Source organism: Vibrio sp. YMD68 (assembly GCF_029958905.1).
Classification (GTDB): Bacteria; Pseudomonadota; Gammaproteobacteria; order Enterobacterales; family Vibrionaceae; genus Vibrio.
In genome coordinates this window covers 1,298,755-1,320,500 of record NZ_CP124614.1, presented here as the reverse complement: position 1 = coordinate 1,320,500, position 21,746 = coordinate 1,298,755, and the positions used below count along the sequence as shown (strand labels likewise).

Genomic DNA, 21,746 nt, shown 5'->3' with positions numbered 1-21,746 from the left:
TTGCGCCTTTGTTATATTTAGTTGTACAGCCACTCGTCCGCTTCATTGAACATCTCTTCCAAAAGCGCATGGGCTTTTTCTTTTTTGGTTTTATCCCTTTCCATGATATCCAGATGATTGTTTTCACCCTTGCGAATACGGACACAAACATCGGGATCGAGTACCGACAAACGCTTTTGAATTTCAGGCTCAATCAAAGAGAATGTCCCTTTGGGTAAACCAGAAGCTTTGACGATCATATCAACGCGCATAATAAACTCTCCTCTCAAATATACTGTATAAAAATACAGTATATTTATTTTTAGTTGAGGTCAACATGATCCATATCTTTCCAAAGTTCATCCATCACATCATGCAATGTCTGTTTGAGCTGAGGCGTCATATCACGCAGGGCTGCCACTAAAGTTTGAGCCATCACATCCGATTCGGTACTGGCGGCTTCAATCTGAATGACGGGAGCAAAACTGACCTCCACGGTCGCTGGTGGTTGAGTGATGATGGCTCTTGATTGTGCGCTTGCTGACTGTACAGTTTGTTCAACCTGGGCAACGGCTTGCTGGTTAACTTTATCGTCTCCACCATTGAAAACGTCATACAGCCAGCCTGCAATTTTATCACCTGCAATTGAGCCACCTATTGTCCCTGGGAGTGCGCCCACACCACCAAACAAGGCTCCAGCCAATCCACCAAGTCCACCGCCTACGGTAGAGCCGATACTACGCCAAACGTCTTCGGTATCACCATCCATTGCACTCATTCCGATGGATGCAGCGTTGAGCGCTGTACCAATAACAGGAAGCTTTTTGAGAACACCTTTACCACCACCTAATGCCTTTTGGCCTGCCGTAGACCAAAAGCTAGGACCTTTAGCAACGTTTGCCACAGGTTCAGCAGCGGATTTGGTAAACAAGCCGCTGAACATACTGGCAGGTTTGAAACTACCTTGAGATCCCATTGCGGTTCCGAGCACTTTATTGAAAGCGCCTTTACCTAAACGCGTAGCAAGTAAACCAGCAAAAGCCGTTAAGCCAATAGAGCCAACCAGACCTGCATAACCTAATCCAGCATTGTTGTTCATCCCACTATTCATAGTTCCGGTAACGCTCGATAGCGCATCACCAAAACCGAATAAATCACCAACGATATCTCCCATACGGTTAGAGAGAGTATCGGTTACTGAGTTGAATGCATTTATTGATTTGTCCACGCCAGTATTAATGCTCAAGCTTGCTTGTTCTAAAGTCTGAACGCCTTTAAAGACGCTCTCCGGATCTTGTAATGCTTCAGTGATTCCTTTTAGAACTTTAGGCCCAAGGTCTTCAGATAAGATGGTTCCACCCATTCCCTCTAAAATGGGTTTAATCGCTCCAGCATCTGTTGTCTTTGCTTTTTCAAGTAAAGCCATCATAGCTGCGAAGCTATTGGTTGGAGCTACGTTGTTGGACACATCAGCACGAATACGATAGGCCGCCGCTTTTAGTTGGTCTCTCAACTCGGTATTTTGAATGGAGTCAATGACCCCAGCTTTGTCACCTTCACCTACGAGCTTGGCAAATTCGCCTTCATCGGTAAAACGGGCGGTATAAGCTTCTTTGAATGAATCACCAACTTTGTCGGTGTTCCATACGCCAGCTTGGCGAGCCTTTACGATTGAAGCCGAAAACTGCTCAAACGAAATACTGTCACCCAATAATGGTGAATACTCCGCGAAGGTATCGAGAACGTCACCATTGGCATCACCAACAAGCTTACTGATAGCGTAGATTTTATTACTGGCTTCTTCAATTGTCACATCAAAGGCTTTAGATATATTCCCTAATGCACGAACGGATTCCTGAGAAGAGTAATCCGGGAATATTTGCTGTAGTTGAATAGCGGCTTTTGTTAGCTTTTGAGTTTCATCTTCAGTCAGGTTCTGTTGCTTGGCCATTGCTTGAGTAGCGAAGATAGTATCTGTGTCAGCCCCATATAAACGGATTAGATCGTTCCTAAATTGACGCTGTTGTGAAGACTGCACTTCTTCAAGTGAATAATTGGCTCTGGCCGCTAATAGACGTTCATTCTTGGCTTTATCGTTACCTGCCCAAGCAAGTCCGGCAGATGCCATCGCACCTCCTGCAATCGCTCCAAGCTTTTCAAAGTTCTGCAACTTACTAAACCCACGTCCTTGCTCTGAGATTTCTCTATTGGTTTTGTTTAGTTGATCTTGAAGGCGCTTCTCTTCCTGGATAATATCTTTGACATCTAAGCCTGCATCTTTCAATGACATGCCCAAACGAGAAACTAAGCGCTCATGCTCTTTAATCTCAGTCGTGTTCTTCTGGTGAGCCTTGGCTAAATCACCAAGTTCACGTTCTGTTGCTGAGATGGAGGTGCGAATACGGTTCTCATTCTGGGTCGCTTTCTGAAGCTTAGACTGATATTCCTGCAATCTCCGTTCGGCTTCAACGACTGCACCTGCCTTTTTCTTGAATGCTTTTGTATTGGTGTTTCCTGCCTCACTCAGGCCAGCCATATCCGTTCGGAGTTTGTTAATAACAACTCTAAGCTTCGATTCTTCACTGGCCAGTGTGCGCGACTGTTGTGTCGCTTTGGCAAGCTCTGCCTTCAGCTTCGGCAATTCACCTCTTTTTTGACCTAATATTTTGGTGTACTGCTTTTCCGCTTCGGTTAACTGTTCAATGGCAGACTCAGCCTTTTTAAACGCATCAACATCAGCAGTGGTTTTCTGTAGCTGCTTAAACTCTCGCTCCAGCTTATTCGATTCTTTTTCAATCTTTTTCGACTGCTGAGTAAACGCGTCTTTAACCCCAACAATGAGCTCTAACGCGTAACCACTGTCCTTATTTATTGTCATGATTAAAGACCTCTATGAGATACGTATATTGTGCCCAGTCGGCATTGAGTAATTCACCAACGGAGACAAGACCGATTTTCTTATGGGTGAGCAGTCGAAAAGAGTGATCAAAAATATTCTGTTTGATTCGAGCGAGGTTTAGCTCTTTCCCATCAGGTGAGCCAAGTTGATGTGCTCTTCATAGGGCAGGTTAATCAGCATATCGACAGGAATGACCACTTCGCCTTTCATACCCAAGTTCGTGAGCTTGCCATGCTCATCTCGCCTCTCTTCAATGCGTTCACCAAACACTAAAATGCTCGAGGCGATATGCGCGGTGATGGCATCGTTAGATTCAAAACCGTATTGCTCTTTGGTGAAACGCACGGCTTCAATTCGGTCTTTAACCAGTGCTTTGCGTACTCGCTTAGCACAGTTGAGTTCCATCCCACCAAATTGAACCGGAGTGTTCAACATGCAGATATCAAACTCCATCATTGCACGGGCAATATCTTCCAAAGTGAAGGTTCGAACTTCTGATTCTAATTCGGTTTCTACGGGGTTTTTAGTTTGATTGTCAGTGCTCATATCTTGTCTCGTTGTGAGTAATTTAGAGCCTGCATTGTGTCTTTATATATAGCATCCAGCTGCCGAACGGAAATTATGTTGTCAGGTTTGAATATCCTATAAATACTGGATAAACGAGACGAAATAATGCTTCCCAAAATCTTAAAGCAAGACGTTCGACTCCGAACGCTGAGTTTCCTGACAACGGAAGAGATGGACGAGCTTCGCTTAGCCATTCATGGTCTTCAGGTTCTCGATATTGATAACGTCCACGAATCTTACTTACCCTGGCTTTCTTGGTGGTTTCGTGTCGATACCTGGGATGACGCTTGGACAGTTGAGAGAAAGCGTGAAGTCGTCAAAGAAGGCTTAGTGCTTTATCGATACAAAGGCACGGTCTGGGCTGTAAAACGAGCGTTGGACCTAACAGGTTTCAACCCAACGCTGACCGTTTGGCATCAAATGAATCCAATGGGTGCTAAAGGCACCTTTTTGGTCGAAGTGATTCAAGACAAAGGTGGGTTGACTCAAAAAGACTATGAGAACGTCGTCACGGTCGTTGAGAGCAACAAACAAGGCTCTCAACATTGGCAAATGACGATAAAAAACAAGCCATCGACAGGAGGGATATTCAGCGTTGCAGTTTCAACAGGACGCAACCGAATTACCTCTAAAAACTTCCCAACCAATCCAACGTTAATTGGCGGACTATATTCAGCGGTCACCCTAAAGAGTCGACATCGCATGACTATCCGAAATAAGAGTAATGAAATATGAGTTTAGGATCTGCACAAAAGCACACGGCGGTGCTTACCGATAAGGGTAAAGAGCTGCTGGAAGCGGCCTACCAAAGTGGGCAAAAGTTATTAATTGACCAAATGTCTCTAGGCGATGCGAATGGATCAAGTGTCACGCCAACACCGGACGTCACGCACTTAGTGAATGAGTTCGGTCGACAAGATATTAATGAGGGCAACACGCAAGAGCACTGGTTCAATGCCATTGTCTATGTCGACGCGTCACGCTTTGCTGGGCGCTTTATTAATGAGTTTGGTCTGCATGATTCTGATGGCAATCTTATTGTTTATAGCTCGTACCCTTCAACACTCATTCCTTCTGTTGATAATCAATACGTTCAAATCGAAATTGAGTGCTCAATGGATTTGTACCAAGCCTCAGCGGTGACCATCAACATCACGCCAATTATCCCTCATGCTACCGAGTTAGAGTCAGGGATTGCGCGTATTGCCACTAATGCTCAGGTTGATGATGGAACCGATGACTCGGCATTCATGACTATCAAGAAGCTGCTGCGCAGAACCGCAACTACCTTGCGCTCTGGCGTTGTGCAATTATCGAACTCCTACCAAGGTCAGAGTGAATCAAAAGCGGTGACAGAAAAAGCGCTCAAAGAAGGCTTAGGGTCCGTTTATAGTCCAGATAATTTGCCACCATTAATCCTGAAAAAAGCTCGTTTATATCCTGATGATCTAACGATATCACTTTTACCTGTTGGGCAAACGCCAAAACCAGAATGGGTTCTGCCCGCTTCCGCATCAAAAGTGAAGTTCATTAATATCCAAACCAGAGTGATAACGAGTGAGCCGATCAACTTGTATGTCATTATGTATTGTCATGATAGCGAAAGTGGAGGGCCAACATATCCAATTGAAAACACTAGTATTTATTTTTCGGTACCAAACTTTACTACCACATACGGTGTATATAACGAATTTATTGTTCCAATCACTTTAGCTGATGGAGGGACACCGAAACGATTAAGTTTTATGACCGGTAATTATGGGCCTAATTCAAATGTCGTCTCGAAGTTTGAGGTAAATATTGATGCGGTATGGGAGAGCGAATGATGAGCACAGTGACTGTAAATACCGACGAGATGGGTGTTGTTATTGCTATTGGTAATGTAAGCCATAGCAACATCGCCCATAAGCACTCGGTTAACGCCAATGAGTTACCTGATGACATTAGAGAACATCTAGGTATCTATCATTATGTTGATGGCGTGTTTGAAAAAGTTACGATTATAAACGAGGTAGAAGAGCGCCACTGGCAGCAAACTGAACTTACTCATGTCAACGCAGCAATTACGGAGTATCAAGCGGATATGGCAATAGAGGAGCCGTATTCAGAGCTTAGAGCTGGAACTTATACAGAAGAAGACTACTTTAAATTGCTTGGTGATAGAAAAATGCTAATTGAGTATGTTCAACAAGCTGATTTTCCTGAATGTGGTCGTCCGAAGTTATCTGCTTCAGTGCGTTGATTGAGTAACGGCATATGCACAAAAGTGAATCGAAACATCACCTCAAATCAGGGCGCAATTATGCGCCTTTATAGATTTTGTTACGCACTAACATTAAATAATTCACGACAAAAATCACCTCGCTCGTTTCGCTATATCCCGCTTTATTTCGGGTAGTTTCGGATCAATTAACGTTTTAAGTTAAAAATACATGGTGTTTTAAGTTCCGCTCGGCGCTGTCAACATAAACGTTTACGTCCATCCATTTGCCCTTTTAAACTGACAGTAGCTTTGAGACTGCTTGTAACATCTGGTCAGGCTTAAATGGCTTGACCATCCAAGCTTTTGCCCCCGCCTTTCTACTTTCTTCTTTGAGATACTCTTGATTTTCCGTCGTTAACATTATGATTGGTGTGAACTTGTACTTATCTAAGGTTTTGACCTGTTTGACGAAATCAATCCCATCCATGTTAGGCATATTCACATCGCTAATAATCAGATGTACTCTTACGCCATTCAGTTTCTTTAAACCATCAACCCCATCTTTCGCCTCCAAGATTTCATAACCCGCTCCCCCAAGCGCGATGCTTACTACTTGTCGAAGCGATTCAGAATCATCAACAATCAGTATTGTTTTTTTCATTGCTTAATTTCTCCCATTAAAATTGGCTTCTCCACTAGAAATAGGTCACGCCTTCATCGGATTCGCTCTCGCTACGCTTTTTTATCATCGCGAGCTCGGTTCGATTAATGATTCTATTAAATTCACTATCCAGTAATGCTTCATCCCACCCTTCTCCCTTAAAATCGAGTGCTCGTAATTCTTTAATGAGCAATCCAAATAACTCCATGACACCCGCTTGCCGTTGCAAGTTTCTATCGCCGTGCTGGAGCAGCTCCATCAATTCGTTGTAAGCTCGGTTCATGTCTTTTTCTAAAAGCTGTTTCTCTTCTGTCAATTCATTGCAGTCCGTCGCCTTGGAGTCCGTGTCCATGAAAGAGGAGTCAATTTCGTTTCTGTTTTTGACCAGTTGGCTCAACTTGACGAACCGATGGGTTATTTGATTGATCGATTCATGGGAGTCTTGGTATGAAATTTCTAATTGTTTATTGAGCTTCGGAAGTAGGTGATTTTGCATGGAAGCTACCGCTTCTTGGTAGCTGTGATTTTGATGATTATCGCTCTTATGGCCCTGACTGGTGTTGTCTTGACTTCTGTTTTCTTGACTGCTGTGACTGGAGTTGTTGTGCTCGGGGCTCTTGGAAACGGGGCTTGTGTCGTTGGGGGTTTGACGCTGATGACACCAAATAAAGAATACACTAACGAGCAAGGTTGCAAGTATGGTCTTCCACGCCAAACCAAACAGCAGTAGCAGCGTGATAAAGACTCCAGTGATGACTTGCAAGATAACTCGAATACTGCCCACTCACTCTTTCCCTTTTATTTACAATCTAGTAAATAGCCTAGTTCAAATTCAGCAGCTTGCAGTAAAAAACGGTGAAATTACCCTCGGACAAAGACAGGGAACAACAAAAAGGCCTAGTCATTAATTATGACTAGGCCTTAAATATTACATCGTACTGTATCGTTGATGCGCTGCTTGTTAATGTGCTGCTTATAGCGGAAGAAGTGAAAGCTATCGAGTCACTCCTCGCCAGACACCACTTACCGCGATTAAAATTGCGTGGAAATGCCGCCTAATGCTGTTAAGCGAATTCTGCTTCAAACTCTTTCATCAGCTCGACTAGTGCTTGAACACCTTCTATCGGCATTGCGTTATACAGCGATGCTCTCATGCCACCCACAGCTCGGTGCCCTTTTAGCGCCACTAAACCGCGTTGCTCAGCACGCTCTAGAAACACGCTATCTAAATCTGGCTTACTCAGTTGAAAAGGAATATTCATCAACGAGCGATTATCAGGATGAACGTTATTTTGATAGAAGTTAGAATCATCGATGCAGTGATACAATAACGCCGCTTTTTCTCGGTTAACGCTCTCAAGCGCTTTAACGCCACCTTGCTGTTTTAACCATTTAAAAACGAGACCCGACAGATACCAAGCAAATGTTGGCGGTGTATTAAACATTGACTCTTTTTCTGCCAGTACTTTGTAATTCAATACACTCGGTAATACGCTGGTTGCAAGATCTAATAAATCGTCTCTAACGATCACAATGCAAAGACCAGCGGGACCAATATTCTTCTGAGCACCTGCGTAAATCACACCGTATTTTGAAACGTCAATCTCACGCGATAGTATCGTTGATGACATATCCGCAACGATGGGTTTATCCGTCACGGGTAGATCATTGATTTCTATACCATCGATGGTTTCGTTAGGGCAGAAGTGAACATACGCTGCTGCTTCGCTAATCTTCCAATCTCGAGCATCCACAACCGCCACTTGGTCATCTTTCAACGTTTTAGCCACAAAGACATCAGGTTGACAATATTTCTTGGCTTCAGTTATGGCGCTCTCTGCCCAGTAACCCGCATCAATGTACGTTGCTGTTGTTTTACTGCCTAACAAGTTCATAGGGATAGCGGCAAACTGAGCTCTTGCGCCACCTTGGCAAAACAGCACTTTATAATTGGAAGGAATCGCTAGCAGATCTCTTAAATCTTGCTCGGCTTCTTCCGCAACTTTGATAAATGCTTTACTGCGATGGCTGATTTCCATCACCGAGGTGCCTAAATTGTTCCAATCAATAAACTCGGCTTGAGCCTGTTTCATCACGGCCTTCGGTAAAGCCGCTGGGCCAGCACTAAAATTAAAAATGTTATCCGTGTTGGGCTGCATGAGTGTCCTTGCTCCTAATTTCAAAATGCTTTGTAGATACTAACTGTGATTAATAGCACGTTTTTTTAAGGATAAAAAGTGACAAAAGAGCTCTTTCAAGCTCTTTTATTATTCTATTGCTCGTTATCGACTCATTTATTGCATCAACATTGGCAGCAATAGCGACATTAAAGGAATTTCCTGCCCACTTTCAAATACTACATTGGCATCTTTTAGTTCTGCTTTAATCTGGTAACCCTGTTCGGTTTGTTCAATAATTTCCATCACAACCGCTTCATCAATGCCCTGCTTAATAAATGGGAAATCCATAACCAGTTGATTGGAAAAATAGGTGCTGATATCCCCCGTTAGAGCGGGTAATATTTTGGTTGGATCTTGTGAAACCTGGTCGGTTCCCTGTGGCACAGAGAGCTTCCACATCGACTCAAATTCACCTTCGCCCACTTTCAATGACATCTTATTCATTGCTAGATAAAAGCCTTGGGAGAAAAGAGAATCGACATAGGGAATCGCCTCTGCTATCTCTTCTTCTGTCATGATTGGATTACTTTGATACAGAGACATTAATCTTTCAAAAGCAACGCTATCAATGTCACCCATCGAAAAATCGAGGCTAAAATCATCTACCGAGCCATCGGGCGTAAATAGGCTCCCCATCGCAACTTTGTGGTTGCTGGTCAATCGACTTTGTTCATTATTAAACGCAGAGGTAAATTGATACTGGCCTTTCTCTATTTCAAATGATGTCTGCATCGCAGTGGTATCAGAAATCGTAAACTTCTCAATCGACATCGATTGATTGCCTAACCAAAATCCACTTTCATTTTTGCCCTCGCCTTGCCCCACGACATCCGTCAATATCAACTTTTCACCGGTTGAAAAATCCAGTTCGATTGAAGGCATATCGAGTTGGTAAGCAACCTGCCCCAACACGGTAATATTGCCAGTGATGGTAGAAGGAGATACCGAGATGGCCAATTCATCTGCACCTTGAGTTCGATAATACCAGTTTGCCAAATTCACCGTATAATCGGTATTCCCGTTTAACTGAGTAACGGTATCCACCGTCAACGGAAATTCACTTCCCGTTAGTGACGAATGCGCATCCAAACTTAGTAAGCCATGCTTGACCGCACTGTTGACCACAAACTCTGTCGGCAGACCATCGGCTTCAAACTGAGCAATCATATCAGCATCATTCAGCACATATCGAGTTTGAACGGTTGAATTTAAATAACCACGATCATACTCGATGATTTCTGCGCTAACCAAATCGTTACCTAAATGTGCAACCCCATCAGTAATAACCCTTTGGCCTATTTGACCAACAGCAAGTGGCCAGCACAATACAAGGAGTACAGCACCACTAATCGCGCCGATTTTTTTTAATTGTTTCATAGATTGTTGGGATTCCATTGGTTATTTGGCCCGTTTTTATACAGTAGAAAGTTTGAGTTAAATCAGAGTATTGCTTTTATTTTTGTTAAGAGCAAATTTCTAAAACCTAGCTCTCAAACCGATAGATTGATAATTGATACAGTTTTCATAGTTCCGTTTACCTGTGAGAAATTCGTGAATTCATTTGCGCTCTTGTATCTTGACAACAACCCTATAAGCGTAGAACAACTGCGTACTGAGCTTAGCCACTTTGCAACACGATTCGATATCCATGCAGTAGATAGTATTGAAGACGCACACTGCACCTTAGAGTTTTGTAAGCAGCAAGACCAAACGGTCGCGCTTGTCATCGCTAGTCACCATTCTGAATTTAATGGCGCTGAATTTTTAATTCAACTGGATAAATCTGCCCATACCAAAAGCGCGAGAAAAATCCTCTTAAGTTGTGGGCAAGACATACAGGCGATTTTGTCTGCGGTTAATGAAGGTCGTTTGGATCACTGTTTAACCAAACCGCTGCAAGACAACTTAGTCTATAAAACCGTCAAAAAAGAACTCACGACTTTTGTCATCGAACAAGATACCGATAACCTCCTCTCCTATAGTCTTATTTTAGATCAACAGCACTTACTTCGCGCTCATATCGACGCGAAGATGAAAAGCTACCAAGAAGGCTTTATTTCGGACCATCACAGGTTGTCCGATACCGAGCTAGCAGAACAGGTGATCTCAGCATTAGAAGCGTTCTTTCTTCAAGAAGACGACAGTAATGCCTGTCGGACCTATTCCGCCGATCACCTATTAACCAAAGAAGGGGAAGAAAATCGATTCTTATGGTTTATCACTGAAGGGAAAGTCGCCCTGTATAAAAAAGATGAACTCGGCCAACAGCGAGAAGTGGTTCGTCACGATAAGGGGAATATTGTTGGGGGAATGTCATTTGTCACCGGTGAGTTGTCCTTTTCCACGGCAATTACCCTGACCAAAACAAAAGTGATCAAGTTGGACCGCGATATTTTCACCAAGGTGATGCATTCCAACACACATCTTTTACCACTGTTTACCAACTTATTACTGCGCCACTTTAATCGCCGATTGCAACGCAGTATCAACACAAAACTTGAACTGCAAAAAACCTTAGAATCACTCGAAACGGCACACCAGCAACTGATCGAAAAAGAGAAGATGGCGATGTTAGGTCAACTCGTTGCTGGGGTTGCCCATGAACTCAATAACCCAATTGCAGCAATTTTGCGAGGAACAGAAACACTGACGAGTAAACTTGATCAATTATTGGAACTGGGGTCAATACGTACGTCTAACGAGATAACGACGCCTAACAAAAAAGGCAAGGCAATTTTGGACCAAGCATTGATATCAACCCCCACCTCGACGTCTGAAGAACGAGCTAAATCTAAGTTGCTGGAGAGTGAGATAAAACACCGCTTACTGGCCAAAAAATTGGTTAAACTCCGTCTCGACAATGATCAGGAACTCATCTCGCTCGCCAAACATAACCCTGAGCATGCGCTTGAGCTGGTGAATCAATACGACCTTTACCATTTAACCGGCAGCACGCTTCGCTCTATCGGGGTTTGTGCGCATAGAATTGCAGATATGGTCAAAAGCCTCAAAGGGTACGCTCGACCTGATGATGAATGTTTTCATTCGGCGAACATCTATGAAGGGATAGAAGATACGCTGGTGATCTTTGAAAATAAGCTAAAACGCCATACGGTTATCAAAGAGTATTGTGAGCTTCCAAAACTTTATTGCCAGCCGATTGCTTTACAACAAGTCTGGACAAATCTCATATCCAATGCCATTGATGCTCTCCCAATGCCTGGAGAACTCAAAATTCACACATCTATAGAGTCAATCGAAGACCAACACTGGGTTGTTATCTGTTTTGAAGACAACGGGGCGGGCATTAGCCCTGAGCTACAAGAACAAATCTTTACTTTAAATTTTACCACTAAGAAAGAAGGCAACTTTGGACTAGGGATTGGATTATCTGTTTGCCAGCAGATAGTAAATCAACACAATGGCAGAATTGAGGTTGAATCCGTTCCAAATGAATTTACTCGAATGGCGGTCTGGCTTCCTATTCACTGCCCACTACACGGCGACAAGGAGTAACCATGAACAAATATCTCATTCTATGTGTTGATGATGAACGCGATGTTTTAGACAGCGTCATGCAAGATTTGGACTGTTTTGAGGCGCACTTTATTGTTGAAGCGGCAGAGTCCGTCGCGGAAGCGAAGAACATTCTGTCAGAGTGTGCAACGGAACAGACAACACTCGCGCTGATACTTTGTGATCACATCATGCCAGAACAAACCGGCATTAATTTTTTGATTGAACTGAACGGTGATGAGCAAACCAGTGCCAGTAAAAAAGTATTGCTCACTGGCCAAGCAGGGCTCGATGACACGGTGGAAGCCGTTAATCACTCTAGCCTTGATTACTTTGTTGCCAAGCCATGGAATGGAGACGAACTGAGAAAAGTTCTGATCGCTCAACTCACTGCATTTATGATAGAGAATGAACCCGATCTCATGCCATGGGCCTCGGTTTTAGATACAGAGAAAATCTTCAATGCTATCGCTAAGAATCGCATTAGCTTTGGAGAATAGTGCGTTTTTAGGCACTTAAATTGCTTAGTTTTTGGTTAAACGACAAAAGAATGACATTTTTTGTTAGTGCCAATAAGCAAGGATGCATTATCATGTCGTGATATATCATAGTCATAGCGGTTACACTGCTTAGGACAACGGAAATAACTAGGAATAGGTTCATCGTAACTATGCATAAAAAAATCATTGCAACAGCTTTATTGCTCGCATCAGGTCAGGCCTTTGCAGAGACTGACCCTAATAGCCCTTCAGTAATGAGTAACTTCAGTTACGATTATTTTGAAGCTCGTATTGGCGCAAGCCCCGTGACTTTCGGCGCTGCCGTCAGCAAAACCATTCATCCAAACGCCCACTTTATCGGACGTATCGACTCGGAATTTGAGGGTGACTATGACGCTGCTGCTGGTTTTGGATTTCACGCACCAGTCAACAATTGGGCTGATTTTACCGGTGAGATGCTGTTTCGTATGCAAGATTTAGGTAGCACAGATACTGGAATCGAAGTTAACCTGGGTATTCGCCAATGGTTAGGTCCTCAACTTGAAGTCGGTGGTAAAGCGGGTTACGTTTCAATCGACAAAAAAGAAGACTGGCTAGGCTCTGCTCACATTCGTTTCCATTCAACAGAGCTTTTTTCTGTGGGAGCAGAGATCCGTATCAACGACGCATATGGCGATCAAGCGATTCTGACCGCAAGATTCAAGTATTAAACTCTTTAATTGAGTGCTGAACCGTCTAGTCTGATCGCTGTAATAGAAATGAACGGTTACCACTTAAAGAGTATCAACACTTTATTCACTGCTACTCGATTATAAAAAAGCCGCCCTGGAGTACCACGGCGGCTTTCTTTTTAATTGATAGAAAATAACTACTGGCAGCTTTCCAACAATTGACGTTTACGAGGCTCTTGAATTAATTTCCAATGAATACCTTCAACTGCACCTGCAAATTTCCATAACAATTTAACGTCAACATCGGTTCCGTACGCGGTTCTCACTTTAGAAAACACCGCCGAAGCGCCTAATTGCATGAATGTTTCTACGTCCTCGATGCCTGCCTTTTTAACCATGCGTTCTAGTGTCAACTGCATGTTAGGTAAGTCTCTCAGGCGTCGACTCGCAGACGATTTTTGGAACTTACGCTGATCCACAGACAATTTAATAGACTCACTTACGATCTCGTAAATAGCGTCACCTTTGTCGGCGAAAATTTGAGTTATATCGTAGTAGTTTACTGTTGCTGTCGTTTGCTTTTTCACATGACGGTATTTTTCACAACCGAGTTCGTTAAGCCTTGAATCGAGTTGATCTCCGCCACGAATGAAAATTCTACCGTTACTGAGTAGAGCAAACATCGCTTCATTTTTAAATAAGCCGATGCCACCAAACATTGAACGTTTCTGAAAAGAACCGAAATCGCCCACATAATCCATAAATAATTGTTCTGTCATATCCATTGATCCTTCTAATCATGTGTTACCCCGATTATTTGTGATCACCAGATAGCAGCTTTTTAGCGAAATATTTTTTGCTCTAAGGCTGATATTATAATTAAATTTGAGTTCGCCTTAGTTAGTAGGGAAATGATAGTTAACGACGAAAAATAAGTCTGTTCAAACTTCACATCATTTCAATAAAAAAGTCGATTTTGTGAGAGGGAAATCACACTTACAGTCTTTTATATTCAACATGATACACATTGCTCATACCAGCGCTAATGCAGACAGATTCTAATTATGTAAGTTGTTGCTAATCTACTCAGCATTTAGTTACACTGTAAGCCATATTTCTTTGGTGACTGGCTATGAATCATTTATCTTTTTATTGGCTTCCTGACAATAAGGAGGCTCTCGTTAAAAGTATAGAGAGCGAATTTTCCGAACTTATTGCTCATTCAGTGAGCACTGGCAAAATAACCTTACCCCCTATTCCAGAAGTCGTTTTACGCATTCAGTCCCTTTGTACTCAAGAAACAACTGAGATTATTGATATTGCAGACTGTCTTCTCGAAGACCCAGGGCTTGCTGCTGTAGTAATTCGTGTTGCAAATTCAGTTATTTTTAACCGACGAAACATTACCTGTACCGATCTTTTTACTGCGGTATCTCGTTTAGGTATCTTGCGTGTGCGAGACATTGTCACAGCGCAAGCGATTGAGCAATTAAAGCATACCGTCAGCTTAAGTAAGCGATGCAATAAAATTCTAGTGAAGAGCGCAGCAACTTCACGGGAACTCGCGGCGACCATGGTTATGGTTGCTAAAGCGTTTAAAGAAGCTCAACCCAAAGTTTATAATTACGTTGAAGTAGAAAAAGCGCTGTTATCCGGGTTACTTGCTGACATAGGCCTGTTTTGTATGGTTAATGAGTACCATCAGTACCTAGAGAATGGCAACTACCTTGATATAGATATCGCACTACGAATCTTTGATTCACAATGTGCGGCTTCAAGTCAACTGGTGCTATCAAGCTGGGGATTTGACCACGACTTTATCAGTGTTTCTAGCAACCAAAATCACACCCCTAATGTAGAAAGTCCATTGAGCTATCTAGACATCGCCCGAATTGCTCACCATACTCTCCTGTTCCGTAGAAAAGATGACGAACTGGATGAGCATTTTGTTGAAATTGATACAACAGGCGCCGATGTATTGTACAAATTAACCAACCTAAGCGATTTTGACTTTAATAATCAGATAAGCGAAGTCATTGTAGCAAGTGGTCTGTAGCCTTATCACCGCATAGCATTTAACGATACATTCGCTATACAACCGAGTCACAACAGGATTTTTAATGTTCTCAGGGATGATCTTTATCTTTGCCCCACTGGTGGTGGGGTATCTAATTTCGATATCGAAAGAAAAAACCTTACACCTATTAAACAAAATGACCTCGTATCTTATCTACGTCATTTTATTCTTAATGGGGCTGAGCTTGGCTGCTCTTGATAACCTAGGCGAAAACCTACAGCTCATCATCAAGTTCACCGCGACGTTTTTTCTCTGCATTGGTTTGTGTAACCTAGCCACATTGCCAGTTATCGATCGGCTATTTCCAATTAATGCCAGCAACACTTCTTCAAATTTACCGCTGGCTCTTATGGCTCTCGAATCAGCCAAGTTGATCCTTGTGGTTGGTGGTGGACTATTTATAGGTTTATTGGGTGTAATGAGTCTTCATTGGGTTGATACCGCAAGTGAATGGATACTATTTTTATTACTCTTTTTCATTGGAATTCAGCTTAGAAACAGCGGTTTAACCCTTAGACAAATCCTAATCAATAAACAGGGGATGCTCATCGCACTCATTATTGTGATCAGCTCGCTCATTGGCGGTTTGTTATCAGCGTATATTTTGGATATCGATGTTTACAAAGGATTAGCCATGGCTTCAGGATTTGGTTGGTACTCTTTGGCCGGCATTCTCATGGGCGACGCATTCGGCCCAGTCTACGGTGGTGCATCGTTTATGCTAGAACTATTAAGAGAACTAGTCGCATTGATCATGATCCCTGTATTGATCAGAGTAAAACCTTGTACCGCCATCGGCTATGCGGGTGCAACGGCGATGGATTTTACGTTACCTGTCATTCAAGCCACGGGTGGTGTAAAGTGTGTGCCTATCGCCATCGTCAGCGGATTTATTCTTAGCTTACTGGTTCCAATACTCATGCTGTTCTTTGTGTCATTAGCTGCGTAAAATCAAACTGATAATTCATCAACGCCAACTAACGACAACGATAAAGAAAGCCCAATAAGAACAAAAAAGTGTGTAAAAAAGGACGTATTATGAAACACATAGTGATTGCTGCATTATTAACTCTTTCATCAAGCTCAGTCTTTGCTAACAACACCCAGTGTTTAAGCGACAAGTACGATGCCTATATCGACGCGTCTCTAGCTTGGTACCAAGACCTTTCAGATCTCACCTCTGAGCGCTACCCTGATCTAAAGGAAGCGAGTCAATGGTTCTTAGAAGGTCGAAAAAACCATTTTGAGCTCAACCGAGCGGCTGTCCATTACTATTTAGGCAATGATGCGGCTAAACTTTCAACGGCACAGTCTATTGAAAGCTGGCTTCAGCTTGATCAAGCGGACATTAAAGCGCTTACACAGCGAGATGATGCGTTAGGCGAAGCCGCTCAGTTAACATTTTCCGACCGTCAAAATGCACCTCATGAGAAAAATTATCAACTTCGTTCCGCGTTCGCTGACCTATTGAGTCACCCAAAGCAAATAGATAATGTTTTACAGAAATACAATCGTTCTATAGCAAAACTTGAAGAAATGGATTGTAAATAACCGTTATTAGACGTCATTCCAGCCATTTATGATGGAAAAATACGCACTCTAAATTAAGACGGGACATTGGTTTCGTTTTGGTTTAGATTGTGCCGTTCGCAATGTAAACTAGATTGAATAAACGAAGTTGTATGGGATCAGAACAGAAAACTGTTGATGTAAACTTTGATAGTTTACTTCGTATTTTTACTGTGCCAGAAGGGCCAGATTCAACGCTAACAAAAATCGAAGAGGGCCTTTCTAGGAACCTCAACCAATTTTTGCGAGAGCATATCGTTGCCGAAGAGAAACCTTTAAGAGACATTGAAAAGGACTTTTCTAATCCTGCCATTCCTGAACAACCGGAATTCGTTTCCGATCATACCCAACACTTGCTCGATACGTTAGTGGCGCAATCGGTTCATACTTCTGCACCCAGCTTCATCGGACACATGACATCAGCGCTTCCCTACTTTCTGATGCCTCTGTCGAAAATCATGATCGCGCTTAATCAAAATCTGGTTAAAATTGAAACCTCTAAAGCATTTACCCCTCTTGAGCGTCAAGTGTTGGGCATGCTGCATCGCCTCATATACAACCAAGATGACACTTTTTACTCTCGTTGGATGCACAGTGCAGGTCACTCTCTTGGGGCATTTTGCTCAGGTGGGACTATAGCCAATATTACTGCACTTTGGGTGGCTCGAAATAATGCCTTAAAAGCGCAAGGTGACTTTGAAGGGGTCGAAAAAGAGGGCTTGTTTAACGCAATGAAACACTATGGCTACGAAGGGCTCGCAATCCTAGTTTCTGACCGTGGTCATTACTCTCTTAAAAAAGCAGCCGACACACTGGGTGTGGGCCGCCAAAGTATCGTTTCAGTAAAAACAGACGAAAATAATCGCTTGTGCACCCGCGATTTAAAAGACAAATTTGCTCAACTTAAACAACAGAATATTAAGCCTTTCGCGGTCGTCGGTGTCGCAGGCACGACAGAAACAGGCAATGTCGATCCTCTCAAAGCGATTGCCGAAATTTGTCAGCAAGAGCAGTGCCATTTTCACGTTGATGCGGCATGGGGTGGCGCAACGTTAATGTCGAACAATTACCGCCAATTGCTCGACGGTATTGAACTCGCCGACTCAGTGACCATTGATGCTCACAAGCAACTGTATATTCCAATGGGCGCAGGTATGGTTCTGTTTAAAAATCCAGATGCAATGCGCTCGATTGAACATCACGCGCAGTATATTCTACGAAAAGGCTCGAAAGATTTAGGGACACATACACTGGAGGGATCTCGCTCTGGTATGGCTATGCTGGTTTATGCCAGTATGCACATCATCAGCAGACCAGGGTACGAACTGCTTATCGACCAAAGCATCGAAAAAGCCCAGTATTTTGCCGACCTTATTGATGCTCAGCCTGATTTTCAACTTATTTCAAAACCAGAGCTGTGTCTTCTTACCTATCGCTACGTACCTGAGTTCGTAAAACAGGCATTAGAAATTGCAAACCAAGAACCGACTAATCATGAACAGGCAGAGCAGCTTAATTCACTGCTGAATGAGTTAACCAAGTTCATTCAGAAAAGGCAGCGGGAAACCGGTAAGTCGTTCGTATCTCGAACTCAGTTAAACCCAAAAGAGCTCAATCACCTAGACACTATTGTTTTTCGTGTTGTGCTCGCTAATCCATTAACAACGTATGACATTTTGAACGCTATTCTCTTCGAGCAAAGAGAAATCGCGAACAAAGCGCCTTTTTTAATGAATGAAATCAAACTATTGACCGAGCAAATATGTCAAACTACCTAGTGCTAGTTTGAAAAGTGAAAATTTCTTTCTACTTAATGTAACTACAGTGTCAGAATTGATTGTGTTAAAGCACAAAATTTCAATTTTCGTTCAAATTTCCTTTAAAAATTGAAATTTAGTTTGAGGTTTGTCATATTCTCACCAATTGCCCGCAGGTAAACCTTTTGCTTAGGTTTATACTCGTCCTATGGCGCTGATCTATTATTTTGGTTGTGACCGTTACAATTCGACCCTTAATAGCAAGATGATCAGCGAGTTGTTCTCTAGCCCTCGTGAACACTATGAACACATTAGAAAAAATTCAAAAGAACCTAGAAAATTTTAGCAAATCTGAGCGTAAAGTGGCCGAAGTGATTATGGCTTCCCCACAAATAGCGATCCACTCTAGTATTGCTACGCTTGCAAAAATGGCGGACGTAAGTGAGCCAACAGTTAACCGCTTCTGTCGTCGACTAGACACGAAAGGTTTTCCTGACTTTAAGCTGCATTTAGCTCAAAGCCTCGCTAACGGTACACCTTACGTCAATCGTAACGTCGAAGAAGATGATGGCCCAGATGCTTATACCCATAAGATTTTCGAGTCTACGATGGCTTGCCTTGACGTTGCAAAGAATAGCCTTGATGCGATGCAAATTAATCGCGCGGTTGACCTTTTAACTCAAGCTAAACGTATCTCTTTCTTTGGTTTAGGCGCTTCTTCAGCCGTTGCAAAAGACGCGCAAAACAAGTTCATTCGTTTTAATATCCCGATTACGTGTTTTGAAGATATCGTTATGCAACGTATGAGTTGCATCAATAGCTCGGACAATGACGTGATTGTCCTGATTTCACATACTGGGCGTACTAAAAGTCAGGTTGAGATTGCTCACTTGGCGCGTGAGAACGGTGCTACCGTCATCTCAATTACGGCGAAAGACTCCCCTCTTGATAAAGCTAGCTCTCTATCAATTACATTGGATGTACCTGAAGACACTGATGTGTACATGCCAATGGCAAGCCGAGTGGTACAAATGACGGTGATTGATGTGCTCGCAACCGGATTCACGCTACGTCGTGGGACAGGATTTAGAGAAAACCTCAAGCGCGTAAAAGACGCGTTAAAAGATTCTCGATTTGATAAGATGAATCAGTATTAAAATAAACGGAGCTTTCTTTAAGCTCCGTTTTTTCTTTTCTATACCCCTCCCATTTCAAGAGCGATAAGTTTTCTTTTCTATACCCCTCCCATTTCAAGAGCGATAAGAAGGTCAACTAAATAAAGGTTTCGATTCAATTAGGTTAGCTTTTCTTCCACAGAATTCGTTAAGATTTCGACCTTACTGGTTCGCTCTGTTTGCTCACCATGACAATCACCCGAACAATGGCACACTTGATCCAGTATATAGACTAGGCGTTCTTTCGTTAACGGTAACGGATTTCCTTTAATTGCAACCGACATCAGAGCATCCTCGGCAACCTTATCGAATGACGTTGAACAAACGCCATACTCACTCAGCACAGGCAACTCCAACTTATCAAGCATCATCTGCACCCACAGTACGCCATCTTCTACATGTACGTTTGTTCTCCCGGTGACCAATTGTGCTAGCCTGATATAGCGTTTCAAAACATCTTTTCGGCCCGCGTCTTTCGCCGCTTCAATATTCTCTTTCATCACATAAGGTGCAAGACGACTAGTGATCACACTGTGTGGCGCATTCAGTTTACCCCCCAATGCCGCAGCAAGCCCATGAGCAGCCCCCAGTTTCGCGTTAGTCATAGCCATGCCACCTAGCATCGCAGCAAACGACAGGTCAGCTCTGGCCGTATAATCATCCCGTCGGCACGCCGCGATAACCGAATGAGACAACTTGCGTAACCCTTCCTCACACACCATATCCGTTAACGGATTTGGGTCGCCACAGACATAAGCCTCCATTAAGTGAGTAAACGCGTCCATGGCGCCTCGAGCCGAAGTATGGACATCGGTTCCATAGGTAAGGGTCGGGTCAACAATGGCGACATCAGCGAGCATATCGGGGCTGCGTAAACTGACTTTGACTTTATCTTGTCCTGAGCGAAGCACCGCGTTACGGGTGACTTCCGAACCACTGCTCGCCGTAGTAGGGATGGCAATAAAAGGAAGAGGCTTGGTTTTCAAAGGGACACTCCGACCGACGACTTCAACGTAGTCGTACACATCTCCTTGGTTAGGGATAATCGCTGCTAGGGCTTTTCCCATGTCAATAACACTCCCTCCTCCTATGCTGACGACCATATCCGGTTTAAACTTTCGTCCAACCACTGACGTTTCTTCAACCATAGTGATATTCGGCTCCCCCAAGATACTCACATGCTGATAGCGCATGTTTTGTGCCTTTAGGTACGAGATCAGAATATCTGAACGAGACTGATCTTTTCCGGTCACCAATAGAACGCTATAACCGTATTGATTCAGTACTGATAGTGAGGACTGTAGAGCGCCTTCTCCGAAGATAATTCGAGTCGATGTCATGAACTGAAACATACTGCATCCCTCTTTCAAGATGAAATTTAATCTCTTTTTAGCTTGCACTCATCAACGAATAATTTGTTTGACCGAGTGCAACTTGCTGGATAATGCCCCGACCAAAAGTAGGTATTTTTGCGGCACATCACGCGGAATGCTCACCGACATCATTTCTTTCATCTCCTGAACGAGATCAATAGGTATTCCCTATCGTAGCAAGAGGCAATTGCTTCTTTATTTCCAGAAAAGATTGGGGCATAGTTGCACCTATCAGAATAAAGGAGAAAAAGTTATGTTCGTTGTTATTTTTGGTCGCCCAGCATGCCCATATTGTGTTCGTGCTAAAGAACACGCAGAGACGCTTAAAGCGAATCGTGATGACTTCAATTATCGCTATGTTGATATTCATGCTGAAGGCATCAGCAAAGCGGATCTAGAAAAGACGGTCGGTAAGCCCGTTGAAACGGTTCCACAAATCTTTGTAGACCAAGACCACATCGGTGGTTGTGATGACTTCGAAGCATACGCAAAAGAGCATTTAGGCCTATTTAGCTAAACCGCCTAACCCTTTGCAAAACGGCTTGCCCCCTTGCAAATGATAAACCTGCCCACAGTGGCAGGTTTTGTTTTACTTGCCCTATGTGAAGTAATTGCAAAT

General features: G+C 43.1%; 21 protein-coding genes. 12 read left to right on the top strand and 9 right to left on the bottom strand.

The window, feature by feature from the left end:
- Positions 1-17: 17 nt before the first annotated feature.
- The 3 genes from QF117_RS12195 to QF117_RS12185 form a co-directional block, all read right to left on the bottom strand.
- The gene (locus QF117_RS12195) at positions 18-251 is read right to left on the bottom strand and encodes a DinI-like family protein (RefSeq protein ID WP_172379794.1); all 234 of its coding nucleotides are present in this window, start codon (positions 249-251) and stop codon (positions 18-20) included.
- A gap of 50 nt (positions 252-301) precedes the next feature.
- Entirely contained in the window at positions 302-2,857 is a 2,556-nt protein-coding gene (locus tag QF117_RS12190) for a phage tail tape measure protein (RefSeq protein WP_282389166.1), read from the bottom strand.
- Positions 2,858-2,995: 138 nt separating this feature from the next.
- Complete coding sequence (locus QF117_RS12185) at positions 2,996-3,424, bottom strand: hypothetical protein (RefSeq protein WP_282389165.1); 429 nt, start codon at positions 3,422-3,424, stop codon at positions 2,996-2,998.
- A 126-nt stretch (positions 3,425-3,550) separates the two neighbouring features.
- Between QF117_RS12185 and QF117_RS12180 the strand changes: the two genes are divergently transcribed.
- Genes QF117_RS12180 through QF117_RS12170 form a run of 3 tightly spaced genes read left to right on the top strand, consistent with a single transcriptional unit; the run spans position 3,551 to position 5,687 of the window.
- Complete coding sequence (locus QF117_RS12180; protein ID WP_282389164.1) at positions 3,551-4,180, top strand: phage tail protein I; 630 nt, start codon at positions 3,551-3,553, stop codon at positions 4,178-4,180.
- The gene (locus QF117_RS12175; protein ID WP_282389163.1) at positions 4,177-5,271 is read left to right on the top strand and encodes a phage tail protein; all 1,095 of its coding nucleotides are present in this window, start codon (positions 4,177-4,179) and stop codon (positions 5,269-5,271) included. The genes QF117_RS12180 and QF117_RS12175 overlap by 4 nt, the downstream gene beginning before the upstream one ends.
- Positions 5,268-5,687 carry a hypothetical protein gene (locus QF117_RS12170; RefSeq protein WP_282389162.1) on the top strand — a complete coding sequence of 140 codons (420 nt, stop codon included), beginning with the start codon at positions 5,268-5,270 and terminating at the stop codon, positions 5,685-5,687. Before QF117_RS12175 ends, QF117_RS12170 begins: the two co-directional genes overlap by 4 nt.
- A gap of 253 nt (positions 5,688-5,940) precedes the next feature.
- On the opposite strand, the gene QF117_RS12165 is transcribed toward QF117_RS12170, so the two are convergent.
- The 4 genes from QF117_RS12165 to QF117_RS12150 all read right to left on the bottom strand — a co-directional run bounded on the left by QF117_RS12165 (position 5,941) and on the right by QF117_RS12150 (position 9,866).
- Positions 5,941-6,309 (bottom strand): response regulator, encoded by a 369-nt coding sequence (locus QF117_RS12165; protein WP_282389161.1) that lies wholly within the window; start codon positions 6,307-6,309, stop codon positions 5,941-5,943.
- A 34-nt stretch (positions 6,310-6,343) separates the two neighbouring features.
- Entirely contained in the window at positions 6,344-7,093 is a 750-nt protein-coding gene (locus QF117_RS12160; RefSeq protein WP_282389160.1) for a hypothetical protein, read from the bottom strand.
- 280 nt (positions 7,094-7,373) lie between these two features.
- Positions 7,374-8,468: a 3-phosphoserine/phosphohydroxythreonine transaminase gene (serC, locus tag QF117_RS12155; RefSeq protein ID WP_282389159.1), complete on the bottom strand. Its 1,095-nt coding sequence runs from the start codon at positions 8,466-8,468 to the stop codon at positions 7,374-7,376.
- Positions 8,469-8,603: 135 nt separating this feature from the next.
- On the bottom strand, positions 8,604-9,866 hold the full coding sequence (locus QF117_RS12150) for a DUF945 family protein (protein ID WP_282389158.1): 1,263 nt from the start codon (positions 9,864-9,866) through the stop codon (positions 8,604-8,606).
- Positions 9,867-10,040: 174 nt separating this feature from the next.
- Here QF117_RS12150 and QF117_RS12145 point away from each other — a divergent pair, with 174 nt between their 5' ends.
- The 3 genes from QF117_RS12145 (at position 10,041) to QF117_RS12135 (ending at position 13,215) form a co-directional block, all read left to right on the top strand.
- Entirely contained in the window at positions 10,041-12,005 is a 1,965-nt protein-coding gene (locus QF117_RS12145; RefSeq protein ID WP_282389156.1) for an ATP-binding protein, read from the top strand.
- Positions 12,006-12,007: 2 nt separating this feature from the next.
- Positions 12,008-12,505 (top strand): response regulator, encoded by a 498-nt coding sequence (locus tag QF117_RS12140; protein WP_282389155.1) that lies wholly within the window; start codon positions 12,008-12,010, stop codon positions 12,503-12,505.
- Positions 12,506-12,675: 170 nt separating this feature from the next.
- Positions 12,676-13,215, top strand: coding sequence for a hypothetical protein (locus QF117_RS12135; protein WP_282389154.1), 540 nt, complete (start codon positions 12,676-12,678; stop codon positions 13,213-13,215).
- A gap of 158 nt (positions 13,216-13,373) precedes the next feature.
- On the opposite strand, the gene QF117_RS12130 is transcribed toward QF117_RS12135, so the two are convergent.
- Positions 13,374-13,961: a TfoX/Sxy family DNA transformation protein gene (locus tag QF117_RS12130; RefSeq protein WP_282389153.1), complete on the bottom strand. Its 588-nt coding sequence runs from the start codon at positions 13,959-13,961 to the stop codon at positions 13,374-13,376.
- A 347-nt stretch (positions 13,962-14,308) separates the two neighbouring features.
- Here QF117_RS12130 and QF117_RS12125 point away from each other — a divergent pair, with 347 nt between their 5' ends.
- The 5 genes from QF117_RS12125 (at position 14,309) to QF117_RS12105 (ending at position 19,736) form a co-directional block, all read left to right on the top strand.
- Positions 14,309-15,232, top strand: a complete 924-nt coding sequence (locus tag QF117_RS12125; protein ID WP_282389152.1) for an HDOD domain-containing protein — start codon at positions 14,309-14,311, stop codon at positions 15,230-15,232.
- Between the two features lie 64 nt (positions 15,233-15,296).
- Positions 15,297-16,202: a lysine exporter LysO family protein gene (locus QF117_RS12120; protein ID WP_282389151.1), complete on the top strand. Its 906-nt coding sequence runs from the start codon at positions 15,297-15,299 to the stop codon at positions 16,200-16,202.
- 89 nt (positions 16,203-16,291) lie between these two features.
- Positions 16,292-16,804 (top strand): hypothetical protein, encoded by a 513-nt coding sequence (locus QF117_RS12115; RefSeq protein ID WP_282389150.1) that lies wholly within the window; start codon positions 16,292-16,294, stop codon positions 16,802-16,804.
- Positions 16,805-16,935: 131 nt separating this feature from the next.
- Complete coding sequence (panP, locus tag QF117_RS12110; RefSeq protein WP_282389149.1) at positions 16,936-18,600, top strand: pyridoxal-dependent aspartate 1-decarboxylase PanP; 1,665 nt, start codon at positions 16,936-16,938, stop codon at positions 18,598-18,600.
- 281 nt (positions 18,601-18,881) lie between these two features.
- Entirely contained in the window at positions 18,882-19,736 is an 855-nt protein-coding gene (locus tag QF117_RS12105; RefSeq protein WP_017033787.1) for a MurR/RpiR family transcriptional regulator, read from the top strand.
- A gap of 137 nt (positions 19,737-19,873) precedes the next feature.
- On the opposite strand, the gene QF117_RS12100 is transcribed toward QF117_RS12105, so the two are convergent.
- The gene (locus QF117_RS12100) at positions 19,874-21,106 is read right to left on the bottom strand and encodes an iron-containing alcohol dehydrogenase (RefSeq protein ID WP_282389148.1); all 1,233 of its coding nucleotides are present in this window, start codon (positions 21,104-21,106) and stop codon (positions 19,874-19,876) included.
- A 274-nt stretch (positions 21,107-21,380) separates the two neighbouring features.
- Here QF117_RS12100 and QF117_RS12095 point away from each other — a divergent pair, with 274 nt between their 5' ends.
- A complete protein-coding gene (locus QF117_RS12095) occupies positions 21,381-21,644 on the top strand; it encodes a GrxA family glutaredoxin (RefSeq protein WP_017033784.1) in 264 nt (87 codons plus the stop codon).
- Positions 21,645-21,746: the final 102 nt, after the last annotated feature.

Bases quoted from the DNA above. Each gene is read 5' to 3' on its own strand.
- QF117_RS12195 (WP_172379794.1), bottom strand. From the start codon at position 251: ATGCGCGTTGATATGATCGTCAAAGCTTCTGGTTTACCCAAAGGGACA.
- QF117_RS12190 (WP_282389166.1), bottom strand. From the start codon at position 2,857: ATGACAATAAATAAGGACAGTGGTTACGCGTTAGAGCTCATTGTTGGG.
- QF117_RS12185 (WP_282389165.1), bottom strand. From the start codon at position 3,424: ATGAGCACTGACAATCAAACTAAAAACCCCGTAGAAACCGAATTAGAA.
- QF117_RS12180 (WP_282389164.1), top strand. From the start codon at position 3,551: ATGCTTCCCAAAATCTTAAAGCAAGACGTTCGACTCCGAACGCTGAGT.
- QF117_RS12175 (WP_282389163.1), top strand. From the start codon at position 4,177: ATGAGTTTAGGATCTGCACAAAAGCACACGGCGGTGCTTACCGATAAG.
- QF117_RS12170 (WP_282389162.1), top strand. From the start codon at position 5,268: ATGATGAGCACAGTGACTGTAAATACCGACGAGATGGGTGTTGTTATT.
- QF117_RS12165 (WP_282389161.1), bottom strand. From the start codon at position 6,309: ATGAAAAAAACAATACTGATTGTTGATGATTCTGAATCGCTTCGACAA.
- serC (WP_282389159.1), bottom strand. From the start codon at position 8,468: ATGCAGCCCAACACGGATAACATTTTTAATTTTAGTGCTGGCCCAGCG.
- QF117_RS12150 (WP_282389158.1), bottom strand. From the start codon at position 9,866: ATGAAACAATTAAAAAAAATCGGCGCGATTAGTGGTGCTGTACTCCTT.
- QF117_RS12140 (WP_282389155.1), top strand. From the start codon at position 12,008: ATGAACAAATATCTCATTCTATGTGTTGATGATGAACGCGATGTTTTA.
- QF117_RS12135 (WP_282389154.1), top strand. From the start codon at position 12,676: ATGCATAAAAAAATCATTGCAACAGCTTTATTGCTCGCATCAGGTCAG.
- QF117_RS12130 (WP_282389153.1), bottom strand. From the start codon at position 13,961: ATGGATATGACAGAACAATTATTTATGGATTATGTGGGCGATTTCGGT.
- QF117_RS12125 (WP_282389152.1), top strand. From the start codon at position 14,309: ATGAATCATTTATCTTTTTATTGGCTTCCTGACAATAAGGAGGCTCTC.
- QF117_RS12120 (WP_282389151.1), top strand. From the start codon at position 15,297: ATGTTCTCAGGGATGATCTTTATCTTTGCCCCACTGGTGGTGGGGTAT.
- QF117_RS12115 (WP_282389150.1), top strand. From the start codon at position 16,292: ATGAAACACATAGTGATTGCTGCATTATTAACTCTTTCATCAAGCTCA.
- panP (WP_282389149.1), top strand. From the start codon at position 16,936: ATGGGATCAGAACAGAAAACTGTTGATGTAAACTTTGATAGTTTACTT.
- QF117_RS12105 (WP_017033787.1), top strand. From the start codon at position 18,882: ATGAACACATTAGAAAAAATTCAAAAGAACCTAGAAAATTTTAGCAAA.
- QF117_RS12100 (WP_282389148.1), bottom strand. From the start codon at position 21,106: ATGTTTCAGTTCATGACATCGACTCGAATTATCTTCGGAGAAGGCGCT.
- QF117_RS12095 (WP_017033784.1), top strand. From the start codon at position 21,381: ATGTTCGTTGTTATTTTTGGTCGCCCAGCATGCCCATATTGTGTTCGT.